Annotated in this window: 14 protein-coding genes; 9 read left to right on the top strand and 5 right to left on the bottom strand. The window is 52.4% G+C overall.

Annotated elements, in window-relative coordinates; genetic code table 11:
* Positions 1 to 17 precede the first annotated feature (17 nt).
* From HU143_RS16160 to HU143_RS16175, 4 genes are all read left to right on the top strand, one after another.
* On the top strand, positions 18 to 2,273 hold the full coding sequence (locus tag HU143_RS16160) for a TonB-dependent siderophore receptor (protein WP_023227375.1): 2,256 nt from the start codon (positions 18 to 20) through the stop codon (positions 2,271 to 2,273).
* A 46-nt stretch (positions 2,274 to 2,319) separates the two neighbouring features.
* Positions 2,320 to 3,024, top strand: coding sequence for an enterobactin synthase subunit EntD (entD, locus tag HU143_RS16165; RefSeq protein WP_023227374.1), 705 nt, complete (start codon positions 2,320 to 2,322; stop codon positions 3,022 to 3,024).
* 11 nt (positions 3,025 to 3,035) lie between these two features.
* Entirely contained in the window at positions 3,036 to 4,154 is a 1,119-nt protein-coding gene (locus HU143_RS16170) for a YbdK family carboxylate-amine ligase (RefSeq protein WP_001196910.1), read from the top strand.
* 66 nt (positions 4,155 to 4,220) lie between these two features.
* Entirely contained in the window at positions 4,221 to 4,469 is a 249-nt protein-coding gene (locus HU143_RS16175; RefSeq protein ID WP_000682497.1) for a DUF1158 family protein, read from the top strand.
* Positions 4,470 to 4,474: 5 nt separating this feature from the next.
* Here HU143_RS16175 and HU143_RS16180 read toward each other — a convergent pair whose 3' ends face one another.
* Positions 4,475 to 4,816 (bottom strand): RamA family antibiotic efflux transcriptional regulator, encoded by a 342-nt coding sequence (locus HU143_RS16180; protein WP_000155633.1) that lies wholly within the window; start codon positions 4,814 to 4,816, stop codon positions 4,475 to 4,477.
* A 288-nt stretch (positions 4,817 to 5,104) separates the two neighbouring features.
* Here HU143_RS16180 and HU143_RS16185 point away from each other — a divergent pair, with 288 nt between their 5' ends.
* The 3 genes from HU143_RS16185 (at position 5,105) to nfsB (ending at position 6,804) form a co-directional block, all read left to right on the top strand.
* A complete protein-coding gene (locus tag HU143_RS16185) occupies positions 5,105 to 5,686 on the top strand; it encodes a TetR/AcrR family transcriptional regulator (RefSeq protein ID WP_053463590.1) in 582 nt (193 codons plus the stop codon).
* Positions 5,686 to 6,054: an MmcQ/YjbR family DNA-binding protein gene (locus HU143_RS16190; protein ID WP_000348989.1), complete on the top strand. Its 369-nt coding sequence runs from the start codon at positions 5,686 to 5,688 to the stop codon at positions 6,052 to 6,054. The genes HU143_RS16185 and HU143_RS16190 overlap by 1 nt, the downstream gene beginning before the upstream one ends.
* Positions 6,055 to 6,150: 96 nt before the next feature.
* Positions 6,151 to 6,804, top strand: coding sequence for an oxygen-insensitive NAD(P)H nitroreductase (nfsB, locus tag HU143_RS16195; protein WP_000355879.1), 654 nt, complete (start codon positions 6,151 to 6,153; stop codon positions 6,802 to 6,804).
* Between the two features lie 265 nt (positions 6,805 to 7,069).
* Here the strand turns inward: nfsB and HU143_RS16200 are convergent, their stop codons facing one another.
* Positions 7,070 to 9,040 carry an autotransporter domain-containing esterase gene (locus tag HU143_RS16200; protein WP_023227373.1) on the bottom strand — a complete coding sequence of 657 codons (1,971 nt, stop codon included), beginning with the start codon at positions 9,038 to 9,040 and terminating at the stop codon, positions 7,070 to 7,072.
* Positions 9,041 to 9,350: 310 nt separating this feature from the next.
* Between HU143_RS16200 and HU143_RS16205 the strand changes: the two genes are divergently transcribed.
* Positions 9,351 to 10,598 (top strand): mechanosensitive ion channel family protein, encoded by a 1,248-nt coding sequence (locus HU143_RS16205; RefSeq protein ID WP_001156971.1) that lies wholly within the window; start codon positions 9,351 to 9,353, stop codon positions 10,596 to 10,598.
* A 41-nt stretch (positions 10,599 to 10,639) separates the two neighbouring features.
* Here the strand turns inward: HU143_RS16205 and pheP are convergent, their stop codons facing one another.
* Positions 10,640 to 12,034 carry a phenylalanine transporter gene (pheP, locus tag HU143_RS16210; RefSeq protein ID WP_001529013.1) on the bottom strand — a complete coding sequence of 465 codons (1,395 nt, stop codon included), beginning with the start codon at positions 12,032 to 12,034 and terminating at the stop codon, positions 10,640 to 10,642.
* A gap of 324 nt (positions 12,035 to 12,358) precedes the next feature.
* Here pheP and HU143_RS16215 point away from each other — a divergent pair, with 324 nt between their 5' ends.
* Positions 12,359 to 13,534, top strand: a complete 1,176-nt coding sequence (locus HU143_RS16215; RefSeq protein WP_001033457.1) for a DnaJ family molecular chaperone — start codon at positions 12,359 to 12,361, stop codon at positions 13,532 to 13,534.
* Between the two features lie 78 nt (positions 13,535 to 13,612).
* On the opposite strand, the gene rclC is transcribed toward HU143_RS16215, so the two are convergent.
* Both rclC and rclB read right to left on the bottom strand, forming a co-directional pair.
* A complete protein-coding gene (gene rclC / locus HU143_RS16220) occupies positions 13,613 to 14,173 on the bottom strand; it encodes a reactive chlorine resistance membrane protein RclC (RefSeq protein WP_000362177.1) in 561 nt (186 codons plus the stop codon).
* 12 nt (positions 14,174 to 14,185) lie between these two features.
* Positions 14,186 to 14,422: a reactive chlorine resistance periplasmic protein RclB gene (gene rclB / locus HU143_RS16225; RefSeq protein ID WP_000922170.1), complete on the bottom strand. Its 237-nt coding sequence runs from the start codon at positions 14,420 to 14,422 to the stop codon at positions 14,186 to 14,188.
* Between the last annotated feature and the right edge of the window lie 133 nt (positions 14,423 to 14,555).

Genomic DNA, 14,555 nt, shown 5'->3' on the forward strand with positions numbered 1-14,555 from the left:
GAAAAGCAGGATATACAATGAACAAGAAGATTCATTCCCTGACCTTACTGGTCAATTTAGGGATTTACGGGGCCGCTCTGCCCGTGATGGCGGAAGACAAAACCGATAGCGCTGCGCTCACCAATGAAGACACCATCGTGGTGACCGCTGCCCAGCAAAACCTACAGGCGCCAGGCGTATCCACCATCACCGCCGATGAGATCCGCAAAAATCCGCCCGCGCGCGACGTGTCAGAAATCATCCGCACCATGCCGGGCGTGAACCTGACCGGCAACTCCACCAGCGGTCAGCGCGGGAATAACCGCCAAATCGATATTCGCGGCATGGGGCCGGAAAACACCCTCATCCTGATAGACGGTAAACCCGTCACCAGCCGTAACTCGGTGCGCCTGGGCTGGCGCGGCGAACGCGATACCCGCGGCGATACCGCGTGGGTGCCGCCGGAGATGATCGAACGCATTGAAGTGCTGCGTGGCCCTGCCGCCGCACGCTACGGTAACGGCGCGGCGGGTGGCGTGGTCAATATCATTACCAAAAAAGGCGGTAGCGAGTGGCACGGTTCCTGGAATACCTATTTCAACGCGCCGGAACATAAAGACGAAGGCGCGACCAAACGCACTAACTTTAGCCTGAACGGCCCGCTGGGCGGGGATTTCAGCTTCCGCCTGTATGGCAACCTCGACAAAACGCAGGCGGATGCGCGTAATATTAACCAGGGGCATCAGTCTGAACGTACCGGGAGTTACGCCGACACGCTACCAGCCGGACGCGAGGGGGTCATTAACAAAGATATCAACGGCGTGGTTCGTTGGGATTTTGCTCCGCTTCAGTCTCTGGAGCTGGAGGCCGGTTACAGTCGCCAGGGCAACCTCTATGCCGGCGATACTCAGAACACCAATACGAACCAACTGGTGAAAGATAATTACGGAAAAGAGACGAACCGCCTCTATCGGCAGAACTACTCTCTGACCTGGAACGGCGGCTGGGATAATGGCGTAACCACCAGTAACTGGGTGCAATACGAACATACCCGTAACTCCCGGATGCCGGAAGGCCTGGCAGGCGGCACCGAAGGGATTTTCGATCCCAAAGCATCGCAAAAATATGCCGATGCCGATTTGAATGACGTCACCCTACACAGCGAAGTGAGCCTTCCTTTCGATCTGCTGGTCAATCAAAACCTGACGCTGGGTACCGAATGGGCCCAACAGCGTATGAAAGACCAGCTCTCCAACTCGCAAACCTTTATGGGGGGAAATATCCCGGGTTACAGCAGTACCAATCGTAGCCCCTATTCAAAAGCGGAAATTTTCTCTCTGTTTGCTGAAAACAACATGGAACTGACCGACAGCACCATGCTGACGCCGGGGCTACGTTTCGATCATCACAGTATTGTGGGGGATAACTGGAGCCCGTCGCTGAACCTGTCACAAGGTCTGGGGGATGACTTTACCCTGAAAATGGGGATCGCCCGCGCTTATAAAGCCCCGAGTCTGTACCAGACTAACCCAAACTATATTTTGTATAGCAAAGGTCAGGGTTGCTACGCGACTGGCGCGGGTACCGGCATCGGCTGCTATATGATGGGGAACGATGATCTGAAAGCCGAAACCAGCATCAATAAAGAGATCGGTCTGGAATTTAAACGCGATGGCTGGCTGGCCGGCATCACCTGGTTCCGCAATGACTACCGCAATAAGATCGAAGCGGGTACAGTGCCGATGCAGCGTATCAACAACGGCAAAACGGATGTCTATCAGTGGGAGAACGTGCCGAAAGCGGTCGTTGAAGGTCTGGAAGGCACGTTAAACGTACCGGTTAGCGACACCGTCAACTGGACGAATAACGTTACGTATATGCTGCAGAGTAAAAACAAAGAGACCGGCGAACGCCTGTCGATTATTCCACAGTACACGCTTAACTCAACCCTGAGCTGGCAGGTACGTCAGGACGTTTCTCTGCAATCGACCTTCACCTGGTACGGCAAACAAGAGCCGAAGAAATATGATTATCAGGGCAACCCCGTTACCGGAACAGATAAGCAAGCGGTCAGCCCATACAGTATTGTTGGCCTGAGCGCGACCTGGGACGTGACCAAAAATGTCAGCCTGACCGGTGGCGTGGATAACCTCTTTGACAAACGTCTGTGGCGTGAAGGTAACGCGCAAACCGTCAGGGATACGCAAACTGGCGCTTATATGGCGGGCGCTGGCGCGTACACCTATAACGAACCGGGGCGTACGTGGTATATGAGCATTAATACCCATTTCTGATGGCAACCTTCCCTCCCTCATTCGGGGAGGGAATTAGCAAAAAACGATGCGAACATCTCATTTTCCCCTTCCCTTTGCCGGACACCGGCTGCATATCGTCGACTTTGATGCGAGCAGCTTTCACGAACACGACCTGCTATGGCTGCCTCATCACGATCGGCTCCGGTCTGCCGGACGCAAGCGTAAAGCTGAACATCTGGCAGGCCGCATCGCCGCCGTTCATGCGCTACGCGAGGTGGGCGTCAGGGCGGTGCCCGGTATTGGCGACAAGCGACAGCCGCTATGGCCGGACGGCCTATTTGGCAGCATCAGCCACTGTGCGTCAACGGCGCTGGCCGTCATATCCCGACAGCGTATCGGCATTGATATAGAAAAAATCATGAGTCAGCACACGGCGACAGAGCTGGCGCCGTCCATTATTGATAGCGATGAGCGCCAAATTCTCCAGGCGAGCTCGCTCCCTTTTCCGCTTGCCCTGACGCTGGCTTTCTCCGCCAAAGAGAGCGTTTATAAAGCCTTTTCAGACCGCGTCACGCTCCCGGGATTCGATAGCGCAAAAGTTACCTCGCTTACCGCCACGCACATCTCGTTACATCTGCTGCCAGCCTTTGCCGCCACGATGGCTGAACGTACCGTCCGTACAGAATGGTTTCAACGTGACAATAGCGTTATTACTCTAGTTTCTGCAATAACGCGCTTTCCCCACGACAGGAGCGCTCCCGCTTCTATACTTAGCGCAATCCCCCGATAAATGAGATCGCTATGGCGCTGAATGATTTTCACGTTTCTGAACCTTATACGCTTGGTATTGAGCTGGAGATGCAGGTGATCAATCCACCTGGCTACGATTTAAGTCAGGACTCTTCTACGCTGATCGACGCCGTTAAGCCCCAACTTACTGCGGGAGAAATTAAGCACGATATCACCGAAAGTATGCTGGAGATGGCCACGGGCGTCTGCCGCGATATTGACCAGGCGGCGGCCCAACTTTCTGCCATGCAGCACGTTATTTTACAGGCGGCGTCGGAACACCATCTCGGCATTTGCGGCGGCGGTACGCACCCTTTTCAAAAATGGCAGCGTCAGGAGGTCTGTGATAATGAGCGCTATCAACGCACGCTGGAAAATTTCGGCTACTTAATTCAACAGGCGACGGTTTTCGGTCAGCATGTCCACGTCGGCTGCGCGAATGGCGACGATGCGATTTATCTTTTACACGGGCTGTCGCATTTTGTGCCGCACTTTATTGCGCTCTCCGCCGCGTCTCCCTATATGCAAGGATCTGACACCCGTTTTGCCTGCGCGCGCCTGAATATTTTTTCCGCTTTTCCCGATAACGGTCCCATGCCGTGGGTCAGTAACTGGCAAGAGTTTGCCGGACTATTTCGTCGTCTGTCTTACACCACGATGATCGACAGCATCAAAGATTTGCACTGGGATATCCGCCCCAGCCCGGCCTTTGGCACGGTAGAAGTTCGGGTGATGGATACGCCGCTCACCCTTGATCATGCCATCAATATGGCAGGGTTGATTCAGGCAACCGCGCACTGGCTGCTGACCGAGCGTCCCTTTAAACCGCAGGAACAAGACTATCTGTTATATAAATTCAACCGTTTTCAGGCTTGCCGCTATGGTCTGGAGGGCGTGCTAACCGATGTCTATACCGGCGACCGCCGTCGCCTGGCAGATGATACGCTGCGTCTGCTGGACAACGTTACCCCCTCTGCGCGCAAGCTGGGCGCCGACAGCGCCATTGACGCGCTACGTTTGCAGGTGAAAAAAGGCGGTAACGAAGCGCAATATATGCGGGAGTTTATTGCCGACGGCGGATCGCTGATAGGCCTGGTACAAAAACATTGTGAAATCTGGGCGGGACAATAGACAGCATATTTGCCTTACCAGGCGATATCCCGGACAATGGCGTTTTAACTTACGTTTAACAAAGCCATGAAACACCCGCTTGAATCATTGATGACCGCTGCCGGTATTTTGCTGATGGCGTTGCTCTCCAGCCTGCTGCTGCCCGCCCCTTCGCTCGGCCTTGCGCTGGCGCAAAAACTGGTCGGGATCTTTCATCTTATGGATCTCAACCAGCTTTATACTTTGTTGTTTTGTTTATGGTTTCTGTTGCTCGGCGCGCTGGAATATTATGTTATTCGCTTTATCTGGCGGCGCTGGTTTTCGCTGGCCGATTAAACATTTCAATGCGTACGGCCATGCTTTTCTTTACGATAAGCGCCTGGCGGCAGGTTGAACGTGCGGGTAAAAATGCGCGTAAAGGTTTGCTGCGAATCAAAACCATACTTGAGACAAATATCATATACCTTCTGGTCGGTGTCGCGCAGGTCGCGCGCCGCCAGTTTTAGCTTCCGTTCACGCACGTAGCGCCCCAGACTCTCCCCTTTGTACTGCATAAAAAGGCGCTGCAGGTGCCACTTGGAATACCCCGCATGACGGGCAATATCATCAATACGTAACGGCTGATTCAAATTATCATCAATCCACTCGACAATCGTGTCGATAACCTGAGCGGAAATGGTCATCGTGCTCTCCCCTCTATCAAACTCGTCAGCGGCTCCCGCACCGCACATTTACGGCAACAGCAATAAGCATAGTAATAACCACACAAATTGTGAGACGACTTATCGCATGGCCTGCAATATGCTTTTCTACCACTTCATGCGGCAGCCCTTGATTATGAGTGAGTAAGCACTCATTATAGAAAGCAAAGATACGCCGTCAAGGTACTTTTCAAAGGTTGACATTCACCGTTGCGACGCGACAACGGGCATGATTCAATCATGTTTTTCCAGACATAAGGGTAACGTGTAGTGGCTCGTCCGAAGAGTGAAGACAAAAAACAAGCATTACTGGAAGCGGCAACCCAGGCGATAGCGCAATCCGGTATCGCCGCCTCAACGGCGGTGATTGCGCGTAACTCAGGTGTTGCAGAAGGAACATTGTTTCGCTATTTCGCGACCAAAGATGAGCTGATTAACACGTTGTATTTGCATTTAAAGCAGGATCTCTGCCAGTCAATGATAATGGAGCTGGATCGATCCATTACCGATGCCAAAATGATGACCCGTTTTATCTGGAACAGTTACATCAGTTGGGGTCTGAACCATCCCGCGCGCCATCGGGCGATCCGTCAACTGGCCGTCAGCGAAAAGCTCACCAAAGAGACGGAACAACGGGCCGACGATATGTTCCCCGAATTGCGCGATTTATGTCATCGTTCCGTTTTGATGGTATTTATGTCGGATGAGTACCGCGCCTTCGGCGACGGCCTTTTTCTGGCGCTGGCTGAAACAACAATGGATTTCGCCGCGCGCGATCCCGCTCGCGCTGGCGAATATATTGCGCTGGGATTCGAAGCCATGTGGCGCGCGCTGACTCGCGAGGAGCAATAATGGACGGTCAAACACTGCACGCCTGTGCAAAACGCTTTGCGCTGGAACTGCCTTTTACCGAACACTGCTGGCCTTTCGGCCCACAGTACGATGTGTTTAAAGTCGGCGGCAAAATATTCATGCTTTTCACTGAACATCACTGTCGCCCAGTGGTGAACCTGAAGTCGGATCCCCAAAAATCTCTGGTAAATCAACAAATTTACCCCAGCATTGCGCCTGGCTATCACATGAATAAGAAACACTGGATTTCAGTCTATGCGGGCGAGGATATCACCGTCTCGCTACTCAACGATTTGATAAATGACTCATGGAATCTGGTCGTAGACGGGTTGCCTAAAAGAGAGCAACTGCGCCTGCGACCGCGCTGATGCAATAACCGTTTCCGCATTTTCCTCCCTTATCTTTTTACCGATAACCCGGTACCCTGCTGATACAAAAGGGTACTAAACCAACCAGGAGCATTTATGGATATCGTTTCTGTCGCCTTACAGCGCTACTCCACTAAGGCGTTCGATCCCAGCAAAAAACTGACCGCCGAAGAAGCGGATAAAATAAAAACACTACTACAGTACAGCCCCTCCAGCACCAATTCCCAGCCGTGGCACTTTATTGTCGCCAGTACGGAAGAGGGCAAAGCGCGCGTAGCAAAATCCGCTGCCGGAAACTACACGTTCAACGAACGCAAAATGCTGGACGCCTCCCATGTGGTGGTCTTCTGCGCCAAAACCGCAATGGATGACGCATGGCTTGAGCGCGTCGTCGATCAGGAAGATGCCGATGGCCGTTTCGCTACGCCGGAAGCTAAAGCGGCAAATGATAAAGGTCGCCGCTTTTTCGCCGATATGCACCGCGTCTCGCTGAAAGATGACCACCAGTGGATGGCGAAACAGGTCTATCTGAACGTCGGCAACTTTCTGCTGGGCGTCGCCGCGATGGGTCTCGACGCCGTCCCCATTGAAGGTTTCGACGCCGAGGTGCTCGACGCTGAATTTGGTCTGAAAGAAAAAGGCTATACCAGTCTGGTCGTGGTGCCGGTCGGCCATCATAGCGTCGAGGATTTCAACGCCGGGCTGCCGAAATCACGCCTGCCGCTTGAAACCACACTGACGGAAGTTTAATCCCCTGCCTAAGCCGGACGCCCGTCCGGCTTTTTTCACCTTTCTGCCAGGTTCCTCAATGATCAATGGCGCGAAGTGCCAGGTTTTACATCGCTAGTGTTAACTTCCTCTTTCAACTTATTGAAAATAAATAACATTTAAAACTGGCACGCCGTTTGCCATATCTGGATACCCCCTATCTGGATGAAGGAGAAAACGGGTGACACCGGTTTGCGCCTACGATGGCGATATTGTCACCACGGGGTTGGCCCTCTCTGGCGTGTCATCAAAATCGGGCGCTAAACCCAACGTTATAACGGGTTTGATTGCCATCGCTTAACCCTGCCGTTTGCGCCAACCCGGCGAAAGCGGACACCGTTGCCGACAGCGGAAAATCTGCGCCAATCGCGATATCAACCCAGTTTTTATCCTGCGCTTTTCCGTCGCGGCTAAACGTCAGCGCGGTCGATTTAAGGCCGCCATTCGCCACATACGTATCATCGCCAAACTGACGGCGATAATTAATCTGCGCCCAGGAGTGAATGATGCTGTGGCGGAGATCCAGACGCCAGCCAGCGCTACCCACCTGCGAATGGGCGTTTTGGTCGCCAAAACGCATTGATGTACTGGTATTGAGCTTCTCGCTATAGCCATTAACGTGGCTGTAATCCCATGCATATTGCAGCATCGGTCCGGTCGTTAACCACGGCATCATGACAAAATCATAACCACTGGTTAACCTCGCGCCCCACAGCCGACCGTTGGTTTCGCCCTCTTCCACCCGTCTTAGCGCACCGAGCGTTATACTGCGCTGAATGTTACTGAATTTAGCGGACAGATAGTGTAAATCGCTATCCAGCCACGCCTGACCGGCGCGCAAATGGCTGAATACGGCGGCCTGAAAACCGCGGGCATCATAACGATAATTATCGTCAGGATGTTGCTTATCCAGAGAACCGGCTATCAGCCCTCCCAGCAGTACCTGCTCGTTAAGCTGATAATCGACGCCAACCGTCAGATTATTATGATTACCGTTCCCGTCGGCCTCATTATTATCATAACGTTGATATCCCCCGCTGTATCCGCCGAACATGCCCAGTGAACCAACAGGATTTTCCCCCTGGCGAAGCTGCTGATAACGGCTGTCAAGCGTGTCACGACTGCCTTGCGCCATCGACTGAACGCTTTGGTTCAGATATGTCGCCTGTACCGGCGCGGCAATGATCGACTGGATATATTGCGCAATAATGGTATGGACCTGCGGACCGGGATGTAAATGATCGGCAAACAGATAGTCCTGCGATGCATTAAATCCTGGCATTGCCGAGGAGCACGCCGAAGCGGATACGCCCGGCGGGCAGGCCATGCCTACGGTATTTGTCAGACCAAACGCCTGTGGGTTGGCAAGAATTTCCTTAAAGAGGCCGTTAATATCGGCACGGGCTATATTGCCGCCGTGTTGCTCCAGCCCCTTCTCTTCCATCTGATTATAATAATCGGTCAGAGCTGACGCCTGCCCTGCCGCCGCTTCATAGCCCGCTAGCAGTTGTTCAACGAGCAGTTGCTGAATAAATGGATTGCTGCTTACCGTTGCAGCCGCCGCCAGCAGCGCCTTGCGGATCGCCTGTTGCCGACTGGCGAAATCGGGCGTAGCTCCCTCCGCCAGCGCATCTAACGCCGCTTTTAGCGCCGGGGGCGCCGCTGCGCCCAGCCCAGCGGTGATTACCGCCTCCAGAAGCATTGGCGTCGCACTAATATCCGGTACGTTTGGCACCACGACCAGCCCGGCGCCGGCATCCAGTAACAGCCCTACCTGCGCCGCCGCGCTAGTGGCGCTATTACCGGCTATTTGCTGTGCCATGGTTGGTTGCGCGATGGCCGCCGCCAGATCGTTTCCACCGACCCAGTGAATATACAAACCGTTGTGGTCGGCTTTTCCCCCCGTTTTGGCAAGCCACTGCCGTACCTGATCCGCGGTATTATCCTGCGGGTTTAATTCCGGGGTCGCCGTCGCGCCGCCAGCGGCATAATTAGAACCGCCATTGCTGGAAGGGCTTAATGCCAGCCCATATCGTTCGGCCAACTGTTCGTCGTAGAGCTTATTTTGACCACTATCCCAGGTCCAGCGACCATTATTCCCGGTATCGCTAAGGCTATCGCCAATTACCGTAAGAGAGTCAAACGCACAGGCAGATAATGGCGCGGCCAGCGCCAGCGAGAGTATGCCGTATTTTAGCAGGGTACGCTTTTGGGTCATCCGATGTTCCTTAATGTTATTGTTGATAGGTACGACGGTGCTAATCATTATCCGACAGAGATATTGCAATCGTTTTAAACATTCTGGTTAAAAAGTTTTCATTCATTGTTGACGGACTGGCGCCTGTTCAAAAAGAGGGAACCGCGTAAAATAACGACGTTTATAGGGCGCTGGATAAAATATAGCGTATGGATAACCCCAGAGGCGCTTTTACCCGTCTGTTGCTGATTATGCCTGAAGCGCAGGCGTCCTGATTTGCATAAATGCCATTCAGCAGTCATCATAGGCTGCTGTTTATAAAGGAGAGATTATGCAGGAATTGATATCCCAGGTAGAAGATTTAGCGGGAATTGAAATGAATCACACCACGTCGCTGGTGGTGATATTTGGTATTATTTTTCTGACAGCAGTTGTCGTGCATATTATTTTGCACTGGATAGTACTGCGCGCTTTTGAAAAACGTGCCAGCGCCAGTTCCCGCCTGTGGCTGCAAATTATTACCCAGAATAAATTATTCCATCGTCTGGCTTTTACGCTACAAGGCATCATTGTCAATATTCAAGCCGCGCTCTGGCTACAAAAAGGCAGTGAGGCTGCGGATATCCTGACGACCTGCGCGCAGTTATGGATTATGACCTACGCCCTGCTGTCGTTATTTTCGCTGCTGGACGTGATTTTCAATCTATCGCAAAAATGGCCCGCCGCCTCTCAGTTACCGCTAAAAGGAATATTTCAGGGCATTAAGCTCATCGGCGCAATTATCGTCGGCATTCTGATGATCTCACTGCTGATTGGCCAGTCACCAGCAATTTTAATCAGCGGGCTGGGCGCGATGGCCGCGGTATTAATGCTGGTCTTTAAAGACCCGATTCTTGGCCTGGTTGCTGGTATACAGCTTTCCGCCAACGATATGCTCAAACTGGGCGACTGGCTGGAGATGCCAAAATATGGCGCAGATGGCGCGGTCATTGATATTGGCTTAACCACGGTAAAAGTACGAAACTGGGATAATACCATCACCACCATTCCCACCTGGTCGCTGGTTTCCGACTCGTTCAAAAACTGGAGCGGCATGTCTGCGTCCGGCGGACGCCGGATTAAACGCAGCATTAATATTGACGCGACCAGTATCCATTTTCTGGATGATGATGAAAAACAGCGGCTGTTAACCGCGCAACTGTTAAAGCCGTACCTTACCAGCCGTCATCAGGAAATCGATGAATGGAATAAACAACTGGATGCGCCGGAATCAGCCTTAAATCACCGCCGAATGACCAATATCGGGACATTTCGCGCCTATCTGAACGAATATTTACGCCACCATCCGCGCATCCGTAAAGATATGACGCTGATGGTACGCCAACTGGCGCCTGACGATCATGGTTTGCCGATAGAGATCTACGCCTTTACCAATACCGTCGTGTGGCTGGAATATGAGAGCATCCAGGCCGATATTTTCGACCATATTTTTGCCGTGGTGGAAGAGTTTGGCTTGCGTATTCATCAGACGCCGACCGGCAGCGATATTCGCGCGCTGTCAGGGACATTGCGCCATTAATGGATTGCCCGATCGCATGAGCATGGGATCGGGCAAAAAAGTTAATGAGCCTTACGGCGCAAAACTGTAAACGCGATAAACAGGAATACAATCCATACCGGCAGCAAAATCGCCGACAATCGCATATCGTCCATCGTACACATTAACACCAGAATCAGCGCCAGAAACGCAATGCACAAATAGTTTCCGGCGGGATAGAACAGCGCCTTAAATTGCGTCTCGCGCCCTTTACGACGCATTGCCGCGCGAAAACGTAAATGCGCGAGACAGATCATTATCCAGTTTAGCAATAGCGTCGCGACAACCAGCGCCATCAACAGGCTAAACGCTTTTTGCGGCAACAGATAGTTGATCAGCACCACCAGCGAGGTAATCGCTCCGGAAAGCATCAGCGAGTTCACCGGCACGCCGCGATGGCTGACGCGGGTTAAAAATTTCGGCGCGTTGCCTTGTACGGACAGGCCGAACAGCATTCGGCTATTCGAATAAACGCCGCTGTTATACACCGAAAGCGACGCGACCAGGATAACGAAATTCAGCGCCGAAGCCACCACATTACTGTCCAGGTTATGGAAGATCATCACAAAAGGGCTGCTATTGGATTTCACCTCTACCCACGGATAGAGCGCCAGCAACACCACCAGCGAACCGATGTAGAACAGCAAAATACGGTATACCACCTGATTCACCGCTTTCGGGATGCTTTTTTGCGGATCGCGCGCTTCCGCCGCAGTAATGCCGATCAGCTCCAGTCCGCCAAAAGAAAACATAATCACCGCCAGCGACAGAAGCAAACCATGCCAACCGGTAGCGAAGAAACCGTTATAACGCCAGAGGTTATCAATGCTGGCATGTTCGCCGCCGTGGCCGGAGAACAGCAGCCACAGACCAAAACCTATCATGCCGATAATCGCCAGCACTTTAATCAGCGCGAACCAGAATTCCGTTTCGCCATACAGACGAACGTTCACCAGATTTACGGCATTAATGATAATAAAAAACGCCGCCGCCCATATCCATGTTGGTACATCAGGCAGCCAGTACTGCATATAGATGCCCGCCGCGGTCAGCTCCGCCATCCCGACCAGCACAAACATGACCCAATAGTTCCAGCCCGACAAAAAGCCCGCAAACGGCCCCCAATATTTCCAGGCGAAGTGGGCAAACGATCCGGAAACCGGCTCTTCCACGACCATTTCACCCAACTGCCGCATAATGAGAAAAGCAATAATCCCGGCAACGCCATAGCCCAACAAAACAGCCGGCCCCGCCATTTGAATCGCCGGGCCGATGCCCAGAAACAGTCCGGTGCCAATGGCGCCGCCCAGCGCAATTAGCTGAATATGGCGGTTTTGCAACCCCCGTTGAAGCGTCGGTTCATTCTTCGACGCGGCATCCGACACGCTGGCGCCGGATGCAGTTGACGCGTTTTTCACGTCCTACCCCTGTATCGTTTTTATTGAGGGGCACCTTTTAACATTTCGCTCTCGCTGCCGCAAGGCGCAATCGTTTGTCAAGGCTCAACTCCGGACGTTAACGTTATCGTGTAAAAAAGATGTCGTGGGGAGTAAAAAGAAAAGAGTGCGCGCCGATATAGAACGTTACGGGTGACAGACGCCGGGTATAAAATATGTGAATAACTCTGGACGAAAAGTACGACACCCTACAGAATACATTTAGTATTTTTTCAGTATTTTCAAAAAGGTGAATCAGACCTGGTATCTGTTATCCGTTTTTGAGCCACGCCAGGCATCAACGTCATGAATAAGATCATCAAACGTTTAGAGATCATCAAAAGCGCCATCGAACTTGAGGACGAAGAGATTATCCGTCAGCAGCTCATCTACCTGAAAAATGAGCCGCAGGATGCCGTAATCAGCGCGATTGCCCAGGCGATTGAAGCTCGTCGATTCAGTGACGCCATGCAAGAGATCGCCGCCTGGCTACAGGCTCAACGGGCGCTCTCGACGTGGCAAGATCCCTCTATTGCCGCCAGTAAACTGGAGCTGAAAGCGCTTGAAGCCCAACTTCGCGATCTGATTGACAAACGAAATGCGCGGGTACAAATCCTCGACGATTTCAACGACCTCTATCATCTGCGTCTCGGGCCGTTGATGAGCCGTATTCTGGAGTTGCGTAAACAGCTCGCGGTGAGTATGCAGCGTAAGCAAGAAGCCGAAATAAAACGCCGGGAAAAGGATTATCAATCCTGCCTGCAATTTATTTCCCAGGCCGTGGATCAACTGGCAACGCTAAAACAGCAGTGGACAGGATTGAATGCCGCCTCGCGCGAAGCGGTGGGCATCCGTCAGCGAATCCAGCAGCAGACGGAGTTAATCACCGCGTTGCTGGCGGAAATTCGCGAGCTGGAAGCGGATTTTTCCCATCAGGACGACAGCGCATTCCGCCAGGCGCAGGAAAATGCGGAACAGGACTATCACCAGTATCGGGAGCAGCAGCAGGAAGCGCAATTCCGCTACGCCCGCGATCAACGTTTGTCGGCAGACGAACGCAGTGAATTAAAACGTTTGTGGCGTCAGGCCAGCCGCCTGTGTCACCCGGATGTGGTCGCCGATGAATTAAAAGAAAAAGCGCACCAGATGATGGTACAGCTTAATCAGGCGCGGCAGAATGCCGATCTGGCGGCAATTCGCGCGTTACTGACACAGTTGCAAAGCGGTCTGGAACCGATGATGGCAAGCGACAGGCTCAATAACCTGGAACATCTGCGCCATAAAATACGCCAGCTCCGCACGCAAATCGACGCGCTGTTGAAAGAGATAACGCAACTGGAAACGGAAAATGCCTGGCGGCTCGCCTCTTCCGTTGCGGATAAGGAAGCCTATTTCTCCGAGCAGGAACGGGCGCTAACCGAAATTCGCAATACGCTGGAGGCGCAGGTTCAACAGGTGGAACAGGAACTTCTGTCAGGGTAGTCCATTATTCATCAACACATTGTCGGATGGCGCAAGCGCCACCCGACGAATCGCGGCATAAAGAGGGTAAGAGGGTCGCTACTGTCGCTGTAAAAGTAACGAACGGGCGGAGTCCGCCATGATCATCACCGCACCTGCCAGCATTAACGTATCTTTTAATACCAGCCGCCCGGCGCCCGATAAATACGGAAAACCATAATGCGCATCGCCCAGCGGCATAACCCAGGCCTCCGGCGTGGTGATTAAAAACGACAGCGTGACAAATGGCGTCAGGAATGCCAGCACGCCGCCTGCAAGCCCTAACCAGCGGCTGACAGGGTTAGCCAGTACCAGCGCCGCGATAATCAATTCCACCACGCCCAGACCATCCGAAAACGCATACGTATTATTGGCCGTTTGCCAGGCGCGTTCCTCCGGTTTTAGTTCGCCCTCATGAGTCAGATGCTGACGATATTCTTCAGGATGTTCATAGAAAAAAGACATAAACGGGCTGTTCGCCACAAATGGGGTAATACTGTCTGCCTCATAGGGCACAAATTTTAGTAGTCCAATCCAGATAAAAACGATGGCGATACTCAGGCGAATTAATGTTAACCCCAGCCGATCCCCCTGACTTAACAGACGAAGATATTTATCCATCTCAGACTCTCCTTATTTATATAATATCGCAGTGGCGTAACCCGTATTATCAATACGCATTGACGTAATTTTCCATGACGACGCCTGTTTACTTTGCGCCAGTCTGGCAATAGCATCTTCAAGCATTGACGGCGTTGCTGATACCGCAGAAACGCTGATATATTCAACGTCGGTTAGCGGCTGGGCGGAAGCGGAAAACGCCAGCGGCGCAGCCAATAATGAAGCAATAAGTGTGGTAACTTTTAACATCGAGATTTCCAGTCGTGGGCTATTTCAATGGTGTTATAATACGTTATGCCTGACTAAAGCCTTTTCTTTCAGACGCCAGCATATTTGTCCTGGCGTATTTTTATAGCCTGACAGGCCAAAAAAAGCCCTGATT

The organism is Salmonella sp. SJTUF14076, assembly GCF_015534835.1.
GTDB classification, from domain to species: domain Bacteria; phylum Pseudomonadota; class Gammaproteobacteria; order Enterobacterales; family Enterobacteriaceae; genus Salmonella; species Salmonella enterica.